The 20,728-nt window shown below is 51.1% G+C and carries 16 protein-coding genes and 3 pseudogenes; 3 read left to right on the forward strand and 16 right to left on the reverse strand.

Annotation, left to right across the window (positions count from 1 at the left end):
* Window positions 1-25 precede the first annotated feature (25 nt).
* The 5 genes and pseudogenes from BJP58_RS34050 to BJP58_RS05905 form a co-directional block, all read right to left on the reverse strand.
* Window positions 26-1,889, reverse strand: a pseudogene (locus tag BJP58_RS34050) (ABC transporter ATP-binding protein).
* A pseudogene (locus tag BJP58_RS05890) lies at window positions 1,886-3,672 on the reverse strand (ABC transporter ATP-binding protein). Before BJP58_RS05890 ends, BJP58_RS34050 begins: the two co-directional pseudogenes overlap by 4 nt.
* A gap of 239 nt (window positions 3,673-3,911) precedes the next feature.
* Window positions 3,912-4,157: a hypothetical protein gene (locus BJP58_RS05895; protein WP_194543191.1), complete on the reverse strand. Its 246-nt coding sequence runs from the start codon at window positions 4,155-4,157 to the stop codon at window positions 3,912-3,914.
* Window positions 4,158-4,370: 213 nt separating this feature from the next.
* The gene (locus BJP58_RS05900; RefSeq protein ID WP_194543192.1) at window positions 4,371-4,853 is read right to left on the reverse strand and encodes a tetratricopeptide repeat protein; all 483 of its coding nucleotides are present in this window, start codon (window positions 4,851-4,853) and stop codon (window positions 4,371-4,373) included.
* Between the two features lie 144 nt (window positions 4,854-4,997).
* Window positions 4,998-5,192, reverse strand: a pseudogene (locus BJP58_RS05905) (MMPL family transporter); the annotation flags it as partial.
* A gap of 158 nt (window positions 5,193-5,350) precedes the next feature.
* On the opposite strand from BJP58_RS05905, the gene BJP58_RS05910 reads away from it, so the two are divergent.
* Window positions 5,351-5,872: a TetR/AcrR family transcriptional regulator gene (locus BJP58_RS05910; protein WP_233354980.1), complete on the forward strand. Its 522-nt coding sequence runs from the start codon at window positions 5,351-5,353 to the stop codon at window positions 5,870-5,872.
* Window positions 5,873-5,951: 79 nt separating this feature from the next.
* Here BJP58_RS05910 and BJP58_RS05915 read toward each other — a convergent pair whose 3' ends face one another.
* The 4 genes from BJP58_RS05915 to BJP58_RS05930 form a co-directional block, all read right to left on the reverse strand.
* On the reverse strand, window positions 5,952-6,587 hold the full coding sequence (locus BJP58_RS05915; protein ID WP_194543193.1) for a nitroreductase family protein: 636 nt from the start codon (window positions 6,585-6,587) through the stop codon (window positions 5,952-5,954).
* 124 nt (window positions 6,588-6,711) lie between these two features.
* A complete protein-coding gene (locus BJP58_RS05920; protein WP_194543194.1) occupies window positions 6,712-7,161 on the reverse strand; it encodes an RrF2 family transcriptional regulator in 450 nt (149 codons plus the stop codon).
* Window positions 7,162-7,294: 133 nt separating this feature from the next.
* Window positions 7,295-9,298, reverse strand: coding sequence for a Na+/H+ antiporter (locus BJP58_RS05925; RefSeq protein WP_194543195.1), 2,004 nt, complete (start codon window positions 9,296-9,298; stop codon window positions 7,295-7,297).
* Between the two features lie 190 nt (window positions 9,299-9,488).
* On the reverse strand, window positions 9,489-10,247 hold the full coding sequence (locus BJP58_RS05930) for an SDR family oxidoreductase (protein ID WP_194543196.1): 759 nt from the start codon (window positions 10,245-10,247) through the stop codon (window positions 9,489-9,491).
* Window positions 10,248-10,470: 223 nt separating this feature from the next.
* Between BJP58_RS05930 and BJP58_RS05935 the strand changes: the two genes are divergently transcribed.
* Window positions 10,471-11,079: a TetR/AcrR family transcriptional regulator gene (locus BJP58_RS05935; protein WP_194543197.1), complete on the forward strand. Its 609-nt coding sequence runs from the start codon at window positions 10,471-10,473 to the stop codon at window positions 11,077-11,079.
* A 168-nt stretch (window positions 11,080-11,247) separates the two neighbouring features.
* Here the strand turns inward: BJP58_RS05935 and BJP58_RS05940 are convergent, their stop codons facing one another.
* Together BJP58_RS05940 and BJP58_RS05945 are read right to left on the reverse strand one after the other, a co-directional pair.
* Window positions 11,248-11,847: a TetR/AcrR family transcriptional regulator gene (locus BJP58_RS05940; protein WP_194543198.1), complete on the reverse strand. Its 600-nt coding sequence runs from the start codon at window positions 11,845-11,847 to the stop codon at window positions 11,248-11,250.
* Window positions 11,848-11,918: 71 nt separating this feature from the next.
* Window positions 11,919-13,601, reverse strand: coding sequence for a glycoside hydrolase family 2 protein (locus BJP58_RS05945; protein WP_194543199.1), 1,683 nt, complete (start codon window positions 13,599-13,601; stop codon window positions 11,919-11,921).
* Between the two features lie 200 nt (window positions 13,602-13,801).
* On the opposite strand from BJP58_RS05945, the gene BJP58_RS05950 reads away from it, so the two are divergent.
* Window positions 13,802-14,638 (forward strand): helix-turn-helix transcriptional regulator, encoded by an 837-nt coding sequence (locus tag BJP58_RS05950; RefSeq protein WP_194543200.1) that lies wholly within the window; start codon window positions 13,802-13,804, stop codon window positions 14,636-14,638.
* A 204-nt stretch (window positions 14,639-14,842) separates the two neighbouring features.
* Here BJP58_RS05950 and BJP58_RS05955 read toward each other — a convergent pair whose 3' ends face one another.
* The 5 genes from BJP58_RS05955 to iolC all read right to left on the reverse strand — a co-directional run bounded on the left by BJP58_RS05955 (window position 14,843) and on the right by iolC (window position 20,643).
* The gene (locus BJP58_RS05955) at window positions 14,843-15,853 is read right to left on the reverse strand and encodes a LacI family DNA-binding transcriptional regulator (protein ID WP_194543201.1); all 1,011 of its coding nucleotides are present in this window, start codon (window positions 15,851-15,853) and stop codon (window positions 14,843-14,845) included.
* A 148-nt stretch (window positions 15,854-16,001) separates the two neighbouring features.
* A complete protein-coding gene (iolB, locus tag BJP58_RS05960; protein WP_194543202.1) occupies window positions 16,002-16,802 on the reverse strand; it encodes a 5-deoxy-glucuronate isomerase in 801 nt (266 codons plus the stop codon).
* Window positions 16,803-17,027: 225 nt separating this feature from the next.
* Complete coding sequence (gene iolG, locus BJP58_RS05965; RefSeq protein WP_194543203.1) at window positions 17,028-18,062, reverse strand: inositol 2-dehydrogenase; 1,035 nt, start codon at window positions 18,060-18,062, stop codon at window positions 17,028-17,030.
* Window positions 18,063-18,086: 24 nt separating this feature from the next.
* Entirely contained in the window at window positions 18,087-19,532 is a 1,446-nt protein-coding gene (locus BJP58_RS05970; protein WP_194543204.1) for a CoA-acylating methylmalonate-semialdehyde dehydrogenase, read from the reverse strand.
* Window positions 19,533-19,629: 97 nt separating this feature from the next.
* The gene (gene iolC, locus BJP58_RS05975; protein WP_194543205.1) at window positions 19,630-20,643 is read right to left on the reverse strand and encodes a 5-dehydro-2-deoxygluconokinase; all 1,014 of its coding nucleotides are present in this window, start codon (window positions 20,641-20,643) and stop codon (window positions 19,630-19,632) included.
* Window positions 20,644-20,728: the final 85 nt, after the last annotated feature.

The following is a 20,728-nucleotide window of genomic DNA, read 5'->3' on the forward strand; positions in this document are numbered from 1 at the left end:
TCCACTGCAATCCTAATCAACTTGATTATCCTGTTTCTTCGCCATACCACAGCTGTCGGAAGCTATCGCTTGAAGCCAGCAGCTGTTCCGCCGTGCCTTCGGCTTCAATCTCTCCTCCGTTCAACACGATAATATGGTCAGCATGGTTAAGCGCGGCTTTTCGATGGGATACCACGAGACAAGTCGCTCCTCCTCGCTCGCTGAACAATCTCTCCCATAACTTGCGCTCCGTCTCAACATCCAATGCACTTGATAAATCGTCAAACACATACAGCTCCGCGTCCCGTACGAGCATCCGTGCAGCTGCAGTCCGCTGAGCTTGACCACCGGACAGCTTGACTCCGCGTGGTCCTACCATCGTCTCCAGGCCATGCTGCAGATGCTTGATATCTTCTTCCATTACAGCAGCATGAAGTGCGCGTTCCAAGCTCCCCGGCTCTTCGGTTATGCCTAGCAGGATATTGTTTCGCAGTTTATCGCTGTACAGCCTGGGGATCTTGTGCCGTATATGCACTTTGAGGCGGGATGAAGAAATCAGCTGGCTCCGTCACCCTTTCACCGTTCCACCGGATTTCGCCCTTTTCGGCAGGAAGTAAGCCCAGCAATGTGCGAACTAACGTCGTTTTGCCGCTGCCAATCATCCCCGTAACGACAGTAAAAGTACCCCTCTTTAGGGTCAGATTAATATTCGAAATGCCGCGCCCGGTTTCGGGATATCGATACGACAGTCCTTGCGCTTCAAGCAACGAGAGGGGCGGTGCCTTGATAATAGCCGTTTCCATGCCGTCTTCGGCAGCGGAAATAGCGGAAGGATTGAATCTTCCTTGGGTCAACGAATTCATCTGTGCCCTGCGATCAGGATGAGCTTCCTTCTCTTGATTCCGTTTGTTCTTAAACTTACCGATACCGATATAATTGGCAGCCGTAAGCAGCGAAGCAGGTGCCCCTTGAAGCATGGATTTGATGCGCTGAAAGCTGACGCCCATCTGCTTGTAGTAAGTCATGAAGTTGCCTACGTTCGATATAAGCTGTGTGACAAAAGTTAAATAATATACAAAGAGCGACAAGTCCCCAACCGTAAAATCGCCACTTCGCATCTTAAGACTCGCAAGCACAAGGATCAATCCTGTACCGAGATTCACGGAGTTGGTGAACACGGAAGACAAGGTTTCCGTTAACAGTTTATCCTTCACCATGGACTGGCGCCGCTTCTCACTAAGGCTTACAAACCGTTCCACTACGCGTTTCTCAGCCCCTGCGACTTGAATGGCTTGCACATTGGCAAACATTTCGCTAATCGCACCGGTTACCTTTGCCGTCGATTCCCGACTTGCGGCCCTGTATTTCTGAATCCGTGCGGTCGCAATCTGGGCAGCAGTAACCACCAATATCAAAGGAACGAATACGAGAATCGTCAGCTGCAGATCAATGGATATGAGAATCCAGCTGGCAACGATTACGAATCCGACGAGTCCTAGAGTGTCCACGGACCAGCTTGTCGCTTCTTCGGCCTGATCGACGTCATCCCGGAAATTGCTGATGGCTTCTCCCGGAGAGCAGGGTATTGCCCGTGCTCCAGGCTCTTTCATGACATGGGACAGCATATTTCGGCGAAGCAAGGTGCTGATTCGGAAGCGAAAATGCACGTCTGTCATGAAACCGCCGAAGATCAGCGCAATTCGGGCTAATGCAGCGCCAATGAGCAGCACGGCAATTGCCCAAACGCCGTAGGGAAAAGTATATGTACCTTCCAAATGGTCGAAGAAAGCCTTAGTTAACAGTCCGGGAACAAGCGGTGCCATATGGATAAGGGACCACGCGAACAGGTTGATTAGGTACAACCCCGGGCGGTACATAATCAACCGCCAGAAAAAATGCCTTGTTTTCATGCCAGCACCTCCTCCATTCCAACGGCAAGCATGCGGCTAAACCGTGATTGCGGGTTTGAGGCAAGCTCTTCCCGGCGTCCGCTTCGAGCATTCTACCATTCTCCAGTATGAGAATTCGGTCGGCACGCTGAACCGTAGCCAAGCGGTGGGCAATGATAATACAGGTCTTCTCCTGAAGCAGGCGCGTAATGGCTGCTTCAATCCGGTACTCCGTTAACGGATCGAGGCGGGACGATGCTTCATCAAGGATGACGAGACCCGGATCCGTCAAGAAGACGCGGGCAAACGCCAACAGCTGGGCCTCACCGGCCGACAGGCTTCCGCCGCCTGAGGCAAGGCTCGTACCGAGTCCTTCGGGAAGCGAAGCATACCAGTCTCCAAGCCCAAGCTCCTCTAGCACGGATATAATTCGGCGATCCTCGATGCCTTCACCAAACAAGGTCAGATTATCACGAACTGTCCCTTCCAAAATCTCAATATTCTGCGTAACCATCGCGACCTTGCGCCTCAGTTCATGAAGCTTGCAGTCCCGGATATCCGTTCCTGCCAGCTCGATGCTTCCCTCCTGCGGATCATAGAAACGCAGCAGCAGGCGGGCGATCGTCGTTTTTCCGCTGCCTGTACGCCCGAGCAGCCCCAGAGTCTGGCCCGGCTCGAGCCGCAGCTGCAGATTTTCGAGCGTAGCCTGCCCGCCCTCTTCATAGGAGAAGTTTAGGTTGCGGAATTCCACCGACAACGGGCCTGCCGGAAGCGGAGCTCCGGGCCCGTCTTTGATCTGGGGCTCGGTTGCAAGCAATTCCCGGACTCGCATCAAGCTGGCATCCGCCTTTTGCAGGTCCTCCAATTGGGTGCGGATCTTCTCGATCGGTTTGGCTAGCAGCTCGGTATAATAAAACACTAAATATATGGAGCCGATCGTCAAACCGCCCTGTCCGTTCTTCCACAGTATGGCGCAGACGATAAATGCGGCCGCATTGCCAAGCGCAAACACCAATATCGTTGTGCTCCACATGAGGAAAAATCCGATGAATGCACGTACTCGAACCGGCAGCATGCGTCTGGCCATCTCGTAGAATCGATTCATGACATATCCTGCCGCCCCGTTAGCACGCGTATCTTCAGTGCCTTCGAGGTGTTCGCCAATGAATCCGTAGAAATCCGCATTCAGCTCGCGCCAGCGCTTCCATACCGGTATGGCAAATCGACGGATATGTTGAATGACGTAAATGCTGCCGACAACAAACACGGTCATGACAAATCCAATCCAGAAGTTCTCCCGATACAGGAGAGCCAGAATTCCGATCATAAGGAGCAGATTGCCGAACAGATGGATAATAAAGCTGGAGAAGAAATTGGCAAGCGCATTCACATCGCCATCGACTCGTTCGATTAAAGAGCCCGACGTTTGGGTTTTGTGAAAGCTCATATCCAGCGACAGGCAGTGCTCCGCCAATTCTGCTCGAAGCTTGTTGGTTGTCGTCCAGCCCAGATTCTCGCTATAGTAAGCAGCCGCAATGGAAACGCCTTGTTGGAGCAATGAAAATACGATAAAAAAACCTGCCGCATAATAAAGGGATGTCAGACTTCCCTCTCCTTGAGCCGTATCGATAAAATACCGGATGATCTGCGGATTAATCAGTTGCAGCCCGATTGAAAATAACAGTAGCACGCTCAAAGCTACCAGTAATTTCTTATGCGGGAATACGTATCGGAATAACATTTCCCTATACATGCCAATCCCCGTGGTCCTTCGCTTGCTGTTTAACATGCGATCGCTTTGCATTCGTCTATAATCCCCCCGCTTCAGGTTAACCCTCTTGATAATAATAAGCTTCCTGGGTAGATATGACAAGAACATGGGTTCTTGTTTTCGAAAAAATTTACAGCCGATTGATTAAAGACACATCTGCCGCAATATCGGTAATATCAAAGTGACCCTTTTGAGCATACGCCAAAAAGACCAGCCCCCTCAGCATGGAGACTGGTCTTCAAAACCGTTACGTATAGAGAATCAATCACATCTTATGTTTCTGCCACTAATTTCAAGAATTGATTAATCATTTCGGGGGTTATTTCCTGGTTCTCTGGCATACTGACAGCCGGGCTCTTATCAACGGATTGGATGGCCACATTGGATCTGGCCGCACTTGAAGCGATACCCGATCGGGCTTGTCCATCATGCACATTGTCATGATTAGCTAGCATCATCATCAGAAAAGCACTCCCAAGTCCTAACGACCACATACTCATTTTGTTTTTCTTATTCATTTGCGTTGCTCCTTCCATCACTTGTAGTGACATACCTAGTATAAGGTCCAAACCTTAACGAGAGATGAAGGCAGCCTAAAATCCAGTTAAGCAAAGTGAAGAAACGATTATTTGCATGAATTCCATCACTGCTATAAAACAAGCCACATTTTATGATTATCAGACGCTATTTCTCAGTTTACATAACATTAATTATGTAGTAATCCTTGTAGATTACTTCCAAATCTGATCGAGCTTATCCGAATAGAAAGCAATCGCCTTCTGGTAGCTTTTGATTCCCTCGTCATTACTGGTTTCGCCTATTTCTTTAAGCAGAAGTGCCATCGCCTTATCGTATTGTCCCAAATTGTACAAGGTCATCGCATAAAATACGTTAAACTCCCTCGCCTCGGGATATTCCTGCAAGCCCTGCTCCAAAATCCCCTTGGATTTGTCGTACATTCCCAACGTACGATAGGTGCTTCCAAGTCCAAGCAATGCACCGCATCGCTCAGGATTTTTCAGGCCAGAAGAGATCGCCTTCTCATAATAAGGAACCGCCTCACCCTCAAGCCCCATCAGATCATGCACCCAGGCCAGCTGATACAGGAGTTCGGGATCGTCTGGGGATTGGGCTAACAGCCCGAGGAGAATTTCTTTGGCTTCCTCCGGTAGACCTGCAGTGCGGAGTTCAATAGCCTCTTGCATCGTTGCCATAAGTCACATCCCTTTTGATTGATAACGCCGCCCTCTCCCTTATCTTACCAGCTCCCATTCATGCTCGTCAAAATCGTCAACAACCACCTTCATCTCTTACTTAACCTTAAGATGAGGTGGTTGTCACAAGAATTACTGATTGATTTACGCTTTATTCTCAATACTTAAGCGTTGATTGTCCTCTTCGGTAACCAACTCGGGATTGCCTGGCCAGAAAGCCCACTTGCCCAAGAGTGCTGTGATCGCGGGTACCAGGAAATGTCTTACGATGAACGTATCCAGCATAACACCGATGACCGTGATGATCCCAAACTGTACCAATACTTGAATCGGAAGCGTATATTTATTTTGAAAAAGCGACCGGCATGTCTTACACTATAGGCAGGAGGTCATCATGACAAAAATACGCAACCCCCCGAAATCCCGGGCGTCCCAAAGCAGCTGCCGATCAGGCTCCTATCCAGGAAACCATCCTCTGGACCGCCTCCAAGTTATTCATGGAGAATGGCTATGAGTCCGTATCCTTACAGCAGATCGCTAAGGCTTGCCAAGTGACCAAGGCTTCCATCTACTATCATTTCACAAACAAACCCGAGCTGTTTAAAATAGCGGTGACCACGATTCTCGATAAAGCGTATGCTTCCACTCATCGCTTTCTGCAAGAGGCCGATACGCTGGAGTCCGGATTAATCCGGGTGGCTGAAGCGAAGATCGCCCGTCCGCATGCCGAGATGGAGACGATGATGCGGGAAGCGGAGCCTTTTTTATCCCAGGAGCAGATGTCCGCGATCCGTGAGGCGGAACAGCGAATTCATGAAGTCATTGCCGATCGGTTTGATCAAGCGATGCGTTCCGGCGAGCTTCGGGAAGGCAATCCTCTGCTTATGGCGCAGGCTTTCTCGGCGATGCTGATGCTGGGCAATCGTGAAGATACCCGGAGCGGTTATGCCAGCGCTCGTGATATGGCTGTTGAGATCGTGGATCTATTCTTGCATGGAGCAGTGAACCTTCCAAAGTAACACTGGGCTCTATAACTGCATCCTTCAATCATGAATCGGCGAGAATTAGTTCTTCGAATCAGGGGCATCGATCAGTGTTTTAGATTTTATTCCAGAAAGCAACGTCTTCAAGCGGCAATCTTATCGTTGGCCGACCTGGAGCGGCTGCTTTCCCGATAGCAATCAACATCACGCTGCGGTAATGGGCAGGAATATTGAACTCTTCCACGAATTGCACTTTGTTATATCCGCCCATCGGCACGGTATCATAACCCCTTGCGCGTGCACTCAGCATCAGTTGCATGGAGATCAGTCCAGCATCCACGTCCACGATGCTTTCTTTCACGGATTGATCCATATTCGCATAAAGATTTTCGGCCGTATGGATAAAGTATTGCTTCACCTCTTCGGTCATATATCCCGCTTCTTCAGACATCGAATAAATCTTCTCGCCCTTCTCATACCATTTCATATCACCCAGCACAGCTATGACGGCCGAGGCTTGAAGTACATGCTCCTGATTGTTTGCAATCGGATGCAGCTTCTTCAAAAGCTCAGCATCATCAATCACAAGAAAGCGCCATGGCTGCAGATTGCTTGAGGAAGGTGCCAGTGTAGCATCCTTCAGAATCGCTTCCATCTCTTCTCTTGGAATCTTTACCGACGGGTCGTACTGACGAACCGAGTGGCGTTCCTGAATCACGGTTTGAAAATCGGGTTTTGTTATGGTAGACATGGTTTTTCCCCTCCAAAATTATATTGTGCATTTTTCTGCACAGTTTAAATCTCAAGTTAACTGTGTTGTTTAATGCACAGTATATAGCAGGCTGGATTTCTTTGTCAATCACTTTCTGAAAAGTTCACTGAGCGATGTCCGCAATCGTCCGGGATTCCAGTATTTTCAGGGTACTGTCCTCAATCTCGGATAAAATGCCGACAAAGGATTCCTTGATTTCCTCGGCAAAACAATGTCCGGAAGCCGCATCCAGCATACTGTCGCTGATGGAGCTGTGGACTTGAAGAATCGAGTAAACTTCAGCCAGTGTAATGTCGCAGGCATTCTTCTTCAGCCGGTATCCGCCGTCTCTTCCTTCACGCGACTCAATCATATCGGCTTGCGCAAGTGTTTTCAGCACGCGTCGAATTAAAGTTGATTCCGAGTGCAAATACGAGGCGATATCGCCGCTCGAGCATTTACCGGAGTGACGTTCAAGCGTAACCAGCGCTTGTACAGCCAGACTGAAGGTTTTATAAGTGGACGGGCAGGCCATTGTCGATTTTTTGGAGGCCGCTTCTTTATGGATGCTCATGTTCCTACCCCCTTTTTCAAGTTTAGATTTGCCTTAAATAGGCATTCTGCAGCTTTAGCTGTCGTTCCCAACAAGCTTTTCATTATTGTAACGTAAACCTGACACTCCATCAAGCGCAACAAAGGACCATCGTCTAATGGCCCTCATCTTCAACCAGTGCTTGAGACTCATACAAATTCGCCTCTCGGTAATTCACATCCATTCTCAGATGGCTCGCCAATGACCTGTCAATATCGCCCTGTTCGAACATGCTTTGAATCTCGTTACGCTCGGATTGAATGGCTTTAAGTTCCAGTTCCCGGCGTTCACTGCTAAGCTTCTGCTTTCTTCGACTCCACACACGATCATTCTGAAGAAAATGCTCCATTGCACGATAGTCTGCAATAACGGCTTGCAGGATTTCCTGCCTCTGTGCCGGTTTCACCGTTTGGATCTCATGTATTGCAGCACGAATCGCCTCCAGCTTTAGTGCCTTATACATATCCCAATCCGGATGGTCCGGAGACATGCGCGTTTCATGGGACTCGTTTTTTTTCAGCAAGTTCTTCAAGTTCCGCCATAAATTCCTCATAAGCAGCTTGAACTTATATCGGCTGGTAAGCAGCATCTCGACTTTGTTCAGCGAGGATAGGAACAGCTCCGCGACCCTTGCGGATGCTTTATGTTCCTTAAGCCACGTTTCCGCAACGTTCCGTTCCGCTGCGAGTCCGATTTTTCTTACTGCGATGGTGGCTTTCCAGAACTCCCGCATGTCGCTCTTATCCGTTATTTGTGATTGCTGAAGCCGCTTCGTATACGCATAGATAAGCTGAACTGCCTCTTCCTTATTTTCATCCGTCATTTCTTCACGCACGGTACGTATACCCGCTTGCAGCATATGAAGCCGTGCTTCTTTCTCGCGATTGATCACCGCGGACGAATCCACATGTTTCTCCCGTGTCAAAAGCGGAAGCAGAACACTCGCGATCACCAGCGTTAACAAAATCACGCCCGCACAGATGAATAACATTAAGCTTCGTTCTGGGAAAGGACGATTGTCCGAGAGGGTGAGCGGGATAGAGAAAGCCGCAGCCAGCGTCAATGCTCCCCGTACGCCCGATAGTGCAGTCAACAGGGAAGATTTATACTGACGGTTCGTAGATGCCCAGACCCATGCGAAACGCAGCAATATCAATACAGCCGTTATAAGAAAAATATAGCCGAGAACTTGTCCATTGTTATAGGCAGGGTCACTCCATATTTGATTAACGACTCCTGGGATTTCATGCCCGAGCAGAATGAACACCAGCCCATTTAGCGTGAAGAGAATGACCGACCAGGTGCTGTCCGATACCACTCTGAGCTTTATGGACGCCGATCGCATGCGATCCCTCTCAACCGCATGGGTGACACCCGCCGCAACGACAGCCAGAATCCCGGATAGATGAAATTCCTCGGCGATAAGGTAGATGATGAATGGCGTCAGAATGATGATCAGCATATGAAGCGTGACGTCCTCCATACCGAGACGGCGAAGCAGCATTCGGAACCAGATCACAAGAAATCCTAGAAGTGCGCCGATCACGATGCCTCCAACCGCAATGACAAAAAAACTGCCGATGGCATTCGTTAACGAAAAATAACCCGTTACGGTAGCTGCAATCGCAAAATTAAATGCAACGAGACCGGATGCATCATTCATCAGCGCTTCGCCTTCAAGCAAATGCATGATTTTTCCCGGCAGCTTCACCCTGCCTGACAGGGAGCCCACCGCAACCGCATCGGTAGGCGAGAGTATCGCCGCCAGCGCAAATGCAGCCGATAACGGTATGGTCGGAATAAGCCAATGAATGAAAGGGCCCGCGATCAGTACCGTTGCAAATACGAGACCTAGCGCCAGCAGCAGGATACTGGACCTGAGCTTCCATAACTCTTCGCGCGGGGTAAGCTTCCCGTCATTGAACAAGAGCGGTGCGATAAACAGAACCATGAACAATTCCGAGTTCAGCGGAACGTGATGGAACCCGCGAATATAGGCGGCCCCGATCCCAAGCGCAATCTGAATCAACGGGACAGGTATGAACGGCAGAAATCGATTAATAATGTTTGAAATACCGACAAGGACCAGAAACATAAGTACCATAAGAAATATTTCCACAACCCTGCTCCCTCCTCGAAGAATTATCTATGTAACATTAGGATATCCATCAATAGACTGGTATAGGTTGTGTAGAATATTAAAGGTTTATTTATGAGTTGGAGAAGTTTCAACCTTTATACCACCGCAAAAAAACAAGGCTTCCTAAAGGAGGTATCCTTTAGAAAGCCCTTGCGCTTGCTCTTGCTTATTAATATGCAGTCCAGCCTGCATCGGCTGTTACAACAGTACCATTGACGAAGCTAGCTTCATCTGAAGCCAGGAACAGTACGACTTTCGCGATCTCTTCCGGTTCGCCTGCCCGCGGGTTCAGGTTGATACCAGCCATCGCTCTTTCCATGCCGAACGAATTCGGCGCGTTGAGGGTGGTGCTGATATTCGTGATGACACCTCCTGGAGCAACCGCATTACAGCGGATTCCCTGCGTTGCATATTGGAAACCGACATTCTTCGTTAATCCGACAACGGCATGCTTAGCGGCCGTATATGCTGCACCCGCTCTGGACCCCATTAGACCTCCAGCAGATGCAATGTTGACAATGACTCCGCTTTTCTTCTCCAGGAAGATTGGCAATGATTTACGAATGGTCCTCATCGGTCCCGTCGTGTTGATGGAAAATACGCGATCCCATAACTCATCCGTTAGATCGGCAGCCGGTACGAAGTTGTCCATAATGCCAGCGTTGTTGATCAAAATATCAAGCGTTCCATATTCATTAACAGTAGCATCTACCAGCTGCTGAACATCTTCTTCCTTGGCCACATTCGCTACCAATGCCAGGGCCGTGCCGCCTTTTGCCGTAATTCCGTCAACAACGGCTTGCGCTGCCTCAAGACGCAGGTCAGACACGACAACCTTTGCGCCTTCGGCGGCAAACAGTTCCGCTGTCGCTTTTCCCATACCGGAAGCAGCACCCGTAACAATCGCAACTTTACCAGCTAATCTCATGTTCCATACCCCCATTATTGGTTTGATATCATTTCGAAATTCAGTGACAACATTCAACAACTGTACAATACATGACATATGTCTATTCTAGTATAATTGTAGTATGATTTAGGTCACAATCATTAAAAAACGTGGAAATGTACGATACCGAACAAAAAACATAAATTTGTTTATATTTTAATAATTAAATTCGTTATATTTGTAACCGAAAGGACTCGAATCTATGCAAACGAGAAATAACAGGACCGACCGTCGCGTCGTCCGCAGCCAAGAGGCTTTAAAGCAAGCGCTTCTATCACTCCTCTCGCAGAAGAGCTTCTCCAGCATTTCCATTACGGAAATCGTAGAGTTAGCGAATTACAATCGAGGAACCTTCTATACCCACTACGACAACAAAGAGTCTCTACTTGATGATATCCTGACCCCTTTAATGGAGGAACTGATTGCTTCCTTCAGGGCTCCCTACGGGGAAGTCGACGTATTTCATATCGATGAGCTGCCTGCTAATGCGGTAAAAATATTTGATCATATTCATCAAAATGCAGACGTATATACAGCCTTATTCAAAAGCGATGTTCTGCCGCTGGTCCGGGATAAAATGTTCTCGGCATTAAAGCAAATCGCCATGGAGGATCTGGACTATCCCGGTGAAGAGCTCAACCATGAACTTCTCATCATCTACAACATGCACGCCTTAATCGGCCTGGTATTCCACTGGATCGAGAACAATTTCCACTATTCCGTCCCTTATATGAGGGATCAGTTGGTTCTCATGATCAACTGGAGGCCGAGAAGCGTTAGAACACAAGTCAAGCGCACGGATCCTACATGAAATCAGAGCTGATAACATAGAAAAAAGCACAAAAAACCATCAACCCGATCAATTAGCAAATCGAACGGATAATGGTTTTGGTTGTTTAGATAAGCCAAAGGCCGCTTCCAAAGATAGTTTTGAACTACCCATGGGTACGGCCTTTTCTTTAATACCGATCAATTATATCTATACTCTAGAGAAAATAGCGTCGAGTGTACTTTCGACGATTCGATCGGCTAACTCCCGATTCATCGTAGCGGAGTTCATCACCCGCAGTCCGTAATAGCTGCTTAAGAATAAACTAGCCAGCTGCTTCGCAGAGCGTTCACCTCGTATCTCCCCCGAATGAATCGCCTCTTCCATCACGCGGACCAAGTCTTCCTCGAGATCATAAATATATTGCCCGAATATCCGCTCGACCATCGGGTCCCGCCCAGCTCGTTCCATACTAATATTAACCGCCATGCAGCCGCGATGATTCGGATCCGAAAAATCCATGCCGATCGCCCATTCAAACAAGGCGCGCAGCCTTTCCTTAACCGGGACGGACCGGCCCAGAATCTCTCTGGATATCTTCAGGCCTTCATCATTGTAACGCTGAAGCACCTGCTCGAACAACTCATTCTTGCTGCCAAACGCATTGTACAGGCTCCCTTTACCAAGCCCTGTCTTCTCGCACAGCTCTTGCGTGGAACTCGCTTCATAACCCTTGGACCAGAATACGTCCATGGCTGCATCAATGACAGCTTCTTTCTTGAACTCACGCGGTCTACCGTTCGTGGTCATTCCCCTCATCCCTTTTGAACATGATCTTTGTTATCTAAAAGTATAGGGTTTATGTACCACTCAGTCAAATATTATGATTCTCCCATAAAAAGTCTTCGAACGGTTTCATACGCCAGCTTCGGACGCCGATATTCATCCACGATGCCTTTGCTGTTCCGCGTGCAAGAACGATTCAGCAGCCAGCCAAGCCCTTCCGTCACGCGGCAATCGCTAAATTGCCATATGAACATCCCGGAAATGTATTCGCGCTCCATGTATGCCTTCAGATTGCTCGCGATAATATCGGCCTGACGCTCCTCGGAGCCTTTCTCCCGATTCGGACTGCGGAATCCGTAGAACCCATCCCCTCCGAATTCACTCATAATCATCGGTTTACCTTCTCCGCCGAGCGCATCTGCCCAGCTTCTGGCCAGATCCGCCAGTTCCCCAGGATTCTCGTCGGTATACCAGCCTGGATAGAGATTGAATGACACGATCTCCGCCAAATCAAAACATTTCTCCTGATCACGGTGATGGGAAGCGAAGGACCGGGGCCTACTTGGATCAAGCTTCCGAATAATGGTTAACTGCTTCGCGTAGTGAGCTCTCCCCTCCTCCGTATTACTGGCGCATTCATTCAGAATGGCCCATATCAGAATGGACGGATGGTTAAAATGCTGCTGCACCATTTCACGAGTCACCTGCTCGCTCTGCCAACCGAAATTCGGGTGCAGCATCTGCTCCAGACTCAAACCGCGGGCGTGATTTTCTTCCCACACCGCAATCCCTCGTTCATCGCATAGATCGAGAAATCGCTCATCGTTCGGATAATGGCTCGTCCGAACGGAATTACAACCAAGCTCTATTATGAGGTCCACATCTTTTACCATGAGGGGCAACGGAAGTGCGGAACCGGCCATGGGATGGTCCTCATGCCGGTTAACGCCTTTGAGCACGAGATTCTGGCCGTTCAATTGGATTTTTCCGTGATGCGTTGTTATCTCGCGAAAGCCTATGCGGTCCAGCCAATCATCGCAATCCGTACCATCAACGGCAAGGACCGCTCGCAGCACATACAAATTCGGGTCGTCCAGCGACCATTCCAACACACCTGGATACGATACGGTGGCTATTCGTTCGACCCGCTCCCCTGGCTTCACTTCAAAGCTTCCAAGCACCCCCTCCACCTCAGCCAGCGAACCGCGGAGTGATCCTTTCTTCACAAGGCTTCCAAGGTTTCGGATCACTACCTTCCAAGAACCGTGCCAAACCCCGCCCTGTTTATATGGAGTGAACATGACGTGTTCAATGTATAAATCGCTTATCTCCTCCAGGGCAACCGGCCGAATAATGCCGCCGTACGTATAGTAATCGTTAGGAACATGAAGGGCCGATTCCTCGTTGAAGGAATTATCCACATACACCAGCAGTTCATGTTCACCGGCTTGAACTTCCGGGATGACCATGTCAAAGGCGGTATATGCGTTATAATGACGGACTGCCAATTCCCCGTTGAAATAAACATGTGCCGTGTGGCTGACCCCTTTGAATTCGATTCGCAAATTGGTTTTTCGGGACAGCGAGATGATCTTGCGGTATACCCCAACTCCCCTATAGTTTCCGAAGCGTGGGTGCATCTCCCAGCAACCGGGAACAGGCAGCTTGTCAGTGTAACTGGCTGGTCGCTCCCCTATGCCGGCTACTGGAGCAAACTCCCACATTCCCTCCAGTTCCTTGCACTTTCGAATATGGTGGGTATCAAATAATCGCAGCATTTCTTCTCCTCCTATCCATCATGCGGCTTTGAGGATCCCCTCAAAAATCCGATAAGTAAACACTAGATTATTGATGCAGCGTACTCCATAGAAAAGCCGATACAAAACATGTAAAAATCGCTCCTTGCATCCCTGGCGATTGTTGCGATCCTGAGTTATTCTTTTCATATATCACCTATCAGGATGGAGGCTGGACTGCCGTGTATGATGCTCGAGATTTGGTTGTGCGGATCAACTGGACCTTCCGAAAGACAACCTCTTCCGATTGGTCTGATATCCGTAATAATACGTCAGTGCACAGTTTCTACTGGATCCATGAAGGCAGCGGAATCTTCTATGCGGATCAAGCATATCCGGTAAGTCAAGGCATGCTGTTTTATATGGAACCAGGCTTGCAGATGCGTATGAAAAACGCTCCGGAAGCCCCTCTTACCATAAGCATGGTGCTGTTTGAATGCTGCTGTCTTCAACATTCCCGGTCTGAATGGCAGCTCCCTCAAAGCGTTCAGCGGCTTGATATCCCATTTATGGCCCATTATCTAGGCGAGCAAGCCATCGGGATGGACCATGGTTTCAGCGAGTTGACAAGGGCTTGGGTTCCCGGGAATACGGAGAGTGAATTGGAAAGCAGCGCCCTGCTTCTAAGGATGATCGCCAAATTACATCAGGAGAACAAGCCGTCTCTAATAGAGCCCGCATATGAGGCATATCACAGGATAAAATCAGACATCGAAGACCATTACGCCGATCCGCTTCATATTGGATCCTTAGCAAAGAAACATGCCATTTCAGAGTCATATTTGCGAAAGCTGTTTATGAAGCATCTGCATGTTTCTCCCAAGGACTACCTGACCGACATCCGTATGCGGCATGCAGAGCGTTACTTGGCATACACGTCGTATACATTGAGGGTTATCGCCAACGCATGCGGATATCATGATGAATTTCATTTCAGTAAAGCATTTCATAAGTACAAAGGGATGGCTCCCGCAGCGTTTCGAAAAAGCTCAAAACATGCGAATCATTCTACCCTGTAACTGTTGCTGATTGGTGTATCGGGGTATACTCTCGAATCTAAGAAAACCTTATGTAAGCGAAATAAAATTGTATACCAAAAAACGGACTTTAGAGACGTTATTCAACACTAGCAGCAAATCAACTGCCATTGCCCATAATACGACTCTGTCGTCCGTTTTAACTGGAACATGATTCTTGGTGTAACCGATTGTCTCTAGAAAATTTTATCCCGGCGGCGGGGCCGTGGATCGGCGGATGACCAGCTCTGGGGGGAGCACAATCCGCTGTGGAGGTTCTCCCTGGCTGGACAGATTCCTGACTACAAGGTCTACCGCCAGGCGGCCCATCTGTTCCATCGGCTGGGCAATAACGGTGAGCGGCGGATCGGTTACCCGGGCGAGAATCGTATCGTCAAAGCTGACGACCGAACAGTCCTCCGGAACGCGCAGCCCGAGCTCGCGGATCGCCTGAAGGGCGCCGATCGCCAGCAGGTCGTTGCAGCAAAACAGCGCCGTGGGCGGTTCCTCCAGCTCCAGAATAGCTTTGGCTCGGCGGTATCCGTCCTCGATCTTATGGTCACAGGCCGCCATATAGTCGGGAGACGGCTCCAAACCGAGCAAGGCGGCAGCCTCGACAAAACCCCTTACCCGCTCATTGCTGCTCGTCACCCGTTCATGCTCGGCGAGTACCGCCAGCCTGCGGTGACCGAAACGAAGCAGATGCTCAGCAGCCAGACGGCCCCCTTCCAAGTCATGAACCCGAACGCTGCTTGCGCCAAGTGCCGGATTGTCGCGAGCGATAAGCGCTATAGCCAGCGAATGCTCCTGAAGCGGCTTAAGCAGCTCGCCATGGGATACGCCCGTACCGATAATAACGCCGTCCACCTGCTTTTGTCTCAGCAGGCTGACATAGCGCTTTACCTTCTCTTCCTGGTTGTCCGTGCTGCAGATGATCACGCTGTATCCAAGCTGATGCCCGTGATCCTCGACCGATCGTGCAATCTCGGCAAAAAAGGGGTTCGAGATGTCAGGAACGAGCAAGCCCAGGGTATAGGTTTTTTTGCCGGCGAGGGCTGAGGCAATCGCATTCGGCCGATAATTCAGGCGCTGCATGATATCGAGAATCTCCTCACGCCGTTCGCGACTGATCTTGCCCTTGCCGTTCATGACGTGAGAGACGGTGGCAATGGAGACGCCGGCTTCGCGCGCAACGTCATAAATAGTCGCTCTTATCATCCCTTGAACTCCATTTGTTTAATTTTGGCATTTCAATTTATTATGAGCTTTCATCTCGTTTAGCGCAAGACCGTTTAGTCGTTATTACTGCCTGCAGACATGCACACCTTAGGATCCTGGTCCATAACACGTCCCATGATTTCCAGCTTTATCTCATAAGCCAATCATGATCCGGATCATTGCGGAATTTCCATATTCGCTTCGGCCCCGCCATGACGTTCAGATAGTACACATCATATCCGGGAGGCGCGGATACCGGATGGTAGCCCTCAGGCACCATAACGGCCTCGCCGTCTTTGACCGCCATCGTTTCGTCCAGCGAACGGTCATCGGTGTAGACCCGCTGAACGGCAAAACCGCATTCCGGCTGAACCCGGAAATAGTAGGTTTCCTCCAGCAGCGACTCCTCCGGCAGCTCGTCGCGGTCATGCTTGTGCGGCGGGTAGCTGGACCAGTTGCCCCCGTCCGTAAACACCTCGACCACCAATAGACTGTCCGCAGGCTTTTGCTCCGGCAAAATATGATGCACCAGACGCGACATGCTCCCGCTCCCGCGGTTCTCCACGCCGACCTCTTCCGGCGCGATGAGACGGGCCTGATGCGTGCCTTTCCCCGGGGCAAGGCACACCGCCAGCTCCATTTCAGTTAGTGCTGTGACCTCGAACTCTTTCTGTGAGGGCACATAAACCGTATAGGGAGGCGTCTTTTCAAACACGCTCATGCGTTTGCCAATGTTGTGCCAGCTCTCTCCCCCGGCCCTCACGTCGGCTCGCCCAGTTAACAGAACAACAGCCGCTTCCTGATCTCCCGTGACTCTTCTCAGCGTCTGTCCTTCCCGTAAACGGAATACTTCAAATCCCACATATGTCCAGCCTGCGCTTTGCGGCGTTATAGACAGCACGCGCCCGTCCAGGTCCGGCGTCGTTAGGGGTACAATTAAGTTCGGCATGATATTCCTCCTTTTTGTTTCTAGCTCTGCAAATGAGGAAGCTCCAACAGATAGTTTTCCCGTTTGAGTAAGATCTTCCAGCGCTTGGGCGACAGCTTCTCATATATCGATTTCAAGCAGATATTGAGGCTAGCGAACACAAACGATGATGTCTTCTTGTTCAGCCAGCTTAGCCATCCCCTCTCGACAGCCCGCTGCCAATTACAGCCTCTTCTGATTTCAGGTTTAGCCTGCGGAGGATATGCCGGTGGTGAGCTCGGCAAGCCTCACCGGGCGGCCCTGCTGGAGCGAACGCTTGGCCGCCAAGGCGATCAGCTCTGCCTGAAGGGCGTCATGGCCGCTGACTGGCACCGCGGTACCGTTTTGCAAGCTATCGATAAATTGCCGCGTCTCGTTCATGTACGCTTCCTTGTACCGCTCCAGAAAGAAGTACAGTGGTTTGTCGCGGGTAACGCCATCCGGACCGCTGACAATGGCGGTGCTTGGATAGTCGTTGTCAGCGGAGACGCAGCCGCCGGAGCCGAACACCTCGATCCGCTGATCGTAACCGTAGACGGCCTTGCGGCTGTTGTCGATGACGCCGAGCGCTCCGTTTTCAAACCGCAACGTTGTTAGGGCGGTGTCGATGTCGCCCAGCTCTCCGATGGCAGGGTCCACGAGTACCGCTCCCTGGGCATACACTTCGACCACCTCGCTGCCCGATAAAAAACGGGCGATGTCGAAATCATGAATAGCCATATCCATAAACAGCCCGCCGGACACTTTAATGTAATCCGGATGCGGCGGACTCGGATCACGCGAGGTAATCTTGATCAGATGGGTATCCCCGATTCTCCCCGCGGACACAATCTCCCGAACCCGGCTGAAGTTATGGTCAAACCGGCGGTTGAAGCCGATCTGCAGACTTACGCCTGCCGCTTCCACGGCCGCCAGCGCCTCGCGGGTCTGATCCACGCTCATGCTGACCGGTTTCTCGCAGAAAATATGCTTGCCGTTCGCCGCGGCCTGCTTGATCAGCGGGACATGCGTATCCGTCGAGGAGCAGATCAGCACGGCATCGATATCCGGATGTTCCAAGATATCGTTACTATTAGTCGTAACTACAGGAATGCCGCGCTCCGCGGCCCAGGACCTTAGCTCGTCGCCGGCGAACAAATCGCCGATGGCTGCAATTTTTGCACCAGGCATGCGCAGCAGATGATCCGCATGGATTTTCCCGATACGTCCGGCACCGATAATGCCGATATTAATGGTTTTCATATGAACGTCTCCTCTGCTTTAAGGCTACCAGCGCGCCGTTACCATTTTTTTGCGAGTATAGAACTCCACGCCGTCCGTTCCATTCGCATGCAGATCCCCGTAGAAAGAATTTTTCCAGCCGGAGAACGGAAAGAACGCCATCGGCGCTGGAACGCCGAGGTTGACGCCAAGCATGCCGGCATCGATATGCTCACGGAACTGGCGCACGTCGCTGCCATTCTGCGTGAACAGGCAGGCCCCGTTCGCAAAGTCCGAGCGGTTGGAAATTTCAATCGCTTCTTCCAGCGATTCCGCACGCATGACAGACAGCACGGGGGCAAAAATTTCGTCCTTCCAAATCCTCATCCCGCTGGTCACCTCATCAAAAATCGTCGGTCCGACAAAATATCCGTCCCCCCTCACGGCCTCATCGCTCCGTCCGTCGCGCACCAGCTTGGCGCCTTCTTGCTCGCCCGCCTCAATATAAGAGAGCGTGCGCTCCTTATGAGCTCGCCTGATAACCGGTCCGAGGAAGACCCCTTCGTCCGCTCCGTTGCCGATGGTAATCTCATCGGCCGCTTGTTTCAGCTTCTCCAGCAGCGGCTCCGCCACGTCGCCCACGGCGACGACAACGGAGCAGGCCATGCAGCGCTCGCCGGCAGAACCGAAGGCCGCGCTGATGATCTGGGTCACGGCCCCATCCAAGTCGGCAGTCGGCATCACGATGCTGTGATTCTTCGCTCCGGCCAAGGCCTGCACACGCTTGCCGTGGGAAGAAGCGGTTTTGTACACATACTCTGCCACCGGCTGGGAGCCGACGAAGGACACAGCGGCAATGCCGGGATGTTCCAAGATGCCGTTGACTACATCATGAGCGCCGTGGACGATATTCAGAACGCCGTCCGGCAGACCGGCATCGGCGAACAGCTCCGCCAAACGCTGAGCCAAGAGCGGCGTGCGCTCCGACGGCTTCAGCACGAACGCATTGCCGCAAGCGATGGCGAGCGGGAACATCCAGCACGGCACCATCATCGGGAAGTTGAACGGCGTGATCCCCGCCACAACGCCGATCGGATACCGGTACATGCCGGACTCCAGGTTGGTGGCGATGTCGGGAAGCTGCTTGCCCATCATCAGCGTAGGTGCGCCGGCCGCAAACTCCACGCATTCGATGCCGCGCTGCACCTCGCCGTAGGCTTCGGCATAGCTTTTGCCGTTCTCCGCCGTAATCAGGCGTGCCAGCTCCTCCCAGTGCTCCACGAGCAGCTGTTGATATTTGAACAAAATGCGAGCGCGGCGAGGAACAGCTGTCTTGGCCCAGGCACGTCCCGCTTTGGCGGCCGCCTGCACAGCCTGTTCCACCTCCTCTTTGGTGGATAGAGGAACGTAAGCAATGATCTCTTCCGTCGCCGGATTGTATACGGGATCGGTGGATTCGGATCGGGATGGAACGAATTGTCCGCCGATATAATTGCTCAGGGTTTGCGTCATGGCTGGTTGGCCCCTTTCGATTGGATCAGTAAATTAGAACAGAACGAAACATCAGTGATGACAGATCTCCAACATAGCTCCTGGCCATGAACCAAGCTCAGGAATTGGACGTAATTTCGCCTCGCTTGCAGCGCTCGATATAATCGTGAACCGCCGCGCTCGTCGGCATCGCATCGGAGCAGCTGTGGCTGGAGATGACAATGCTTGCCGCCGCGCTGCCGAACTCCATGCAGCGCTCGATGGGCCAGCCCTGCATCAGGCCGTACAGAAAACCGGCGGCGTATGAATCCCCCGCTCCGAACGTCTTGATAACCTTCGCCGGAAAGCTTTGTGCCGTATGGCTGGCACCGCCAGGGGTATACGCAATGGAACCTTCCTTGCCGTGCTTGATAATGACGATCTTGGCGTTGTAATCAAACCACTTGGCGGCCGTGATGCGGTCGCTTCGTTCCGGGTTGCCACCGAACTGCTCCATTATGTCGAACTCCTCGCGTGTGCCGAGGATAATATCGCATGTTTCCGCCGCTAAATTGTAGTAGATCGCCGTCTCCTGCGGAGATTTCCATGTGTACGGACGGTAATCGAGGTCAAACGCGATTACGGCCCCGTGGCGCTTGGCATAGTCCAGAGCCAGAAACACAGCTTCCCGGGAAGGACTGACCGCGAGCGCGGTTCCGGAGATCAGCACCATTTTGGCGGAGGCGATCAGCTCTTCGTTCACGTCCCCTGTCTCCAGCAGCAAGTCCGCGGCGTTGTCGCGGTACATGAGAATGCTGCAGTCGGTGGGACTCTTGATCTCGGTAAAAGCCAGACCCGTCACGGCTCCCGTGTAGTCGGTGGACACGCCTTGAGTCGCAATCCCGTTATTCTCAAGGTATTTTTTAATAAAACGTCCCATCTGATCGTCCGCAACCTTGCCGATAAAGCCCGTGTTCAGTCCCAGACGTGCCATCCCGATGCAGATGTTGGCGGGTGATCCGCCCACGTACTTGGTAAACGTGCTCGTTTCCTCCATCGGCCGGTTAATTTCATTGGCGTTCAGGTCGATGCAGAGCCTCCCTACAGCCACGAAATCCACCGGTTTTTCGTTATTGAACGTGATTTCACTCATGGATTAACCTCCTTCTCCTTGATCAGATCGGCCCATGCTGCGAGCACCAATAAACGCATGGCTCCCACTCTCCAATGGCCGTAAT

The organism is Paenibacillus sp. JZ16 (assembly GCF_015326965.1).
GTDB lineage: Bacteria > Bacillota > Bacilli > Paenibacillales > Paenibacillaceae > Paenibacillus_AQ.

Excerpts from the sequence above, each read along its gene's own strand:
- BJP58_RS05910 (WP_233354980.1), top strand. The coding sequence starts at position 5,351 with ATGGAGAATGGCTATGAGTCCGTATCCTTACAGCAGATCGCTAAGGCT.
- BJP58_RS05940 (WP_194543198.1), bottom strand. The coding sequence starts at position 11,847 with ATGACCACGAACGGTAGACCGCGTGAGTTCAAGAAAGAAGCTGTCATT.
- BJP58_RS05955 (WP_194543201.1), bottom strand. The coding sequence starts at position 15,853 with ATGATAAGAGCGACTATTTATGACGTTGCGCGCGAAGCCGGCGTCTCC.
- iolB (WP_194543202.1), bottom strand. The coding sequence starts at position 16,802 with ATGCCGAACTTAATTGTACCCCTAACGACGCCGGACCTGGACGGGCGC.
- iolC (WP_194543205.1), bottom strand. The coding sequence starts at position 20,643 with ATGAGTGAAATCACGTTCAATAACGAAAAACCGGTGGATTTCGTGGCT.
- iolG (WP_194543203.1), bottom strand. The coding sequence starts at position 18,062 with ATGAAAACCATTAATATCGGCATTATCGGTGCCGGACGTATCGGGAAA.
- BJP58_RS05915 (WP_194543193.1), bottom strand. The coding sequence starts at position 6,587 with ATGTCTACCATAACAAAACCCGATTTTCAAACCGTGATTCAGGAACGC.
- BJP58_RS05920 (WP_194543194.1), bottom strand. The coding sequence starts at position 7,161 with ATGAGCATCCATAAAGAAGCGGCCTCCAAAAAATCGACAATGGCCTGC.
- BJP58_RS05895 (WP_194543191.1), bottom strand. The coding sequence starts at position 4,157 with ATGAATAAGAAAAACAAAATGAGTATGTGGTCGTTAGGACTTGGGAGT.
- BJP58_RS05900 (WP_194543192.1), bottom strand. The coding sequence starts at position 4,853 with ATGGCAACGATGCAAGAGGCTATTGAACTCCGCACTGCAGGTCTACCG.
- BJP58_RS05935 (WP_194543197.1), top strand. The coding sequence starts at position 10,471 with ATGCAAACGAGAAATAACAGGACCGACCGTCGCGTCGTCCGCAGCCAA.
- BJP58_RS05930 (WP_194543196.1), bottom strand. The coding sequence starts at position 10,247 with ATGAGATTAGCTGGTAAAGTTGCGATTGTTACGGGTGCTGCTTCCGGT.
- BJP58_RS05970 (WP_194543204.1), bottom strand. The coding sequence starts at position 19,532 with ATGACGCAAACCCTGAGCAATTATATCGGCGGACAATTCGTTCCATCC.
- BJP58_RS05945 (WP_194543199.1), bottom strand. The coding sequence starts at position 13,601 with ATGCTGCGATTATTTGATACCCACCATATTCGAAAGTGCAAGGAACTG.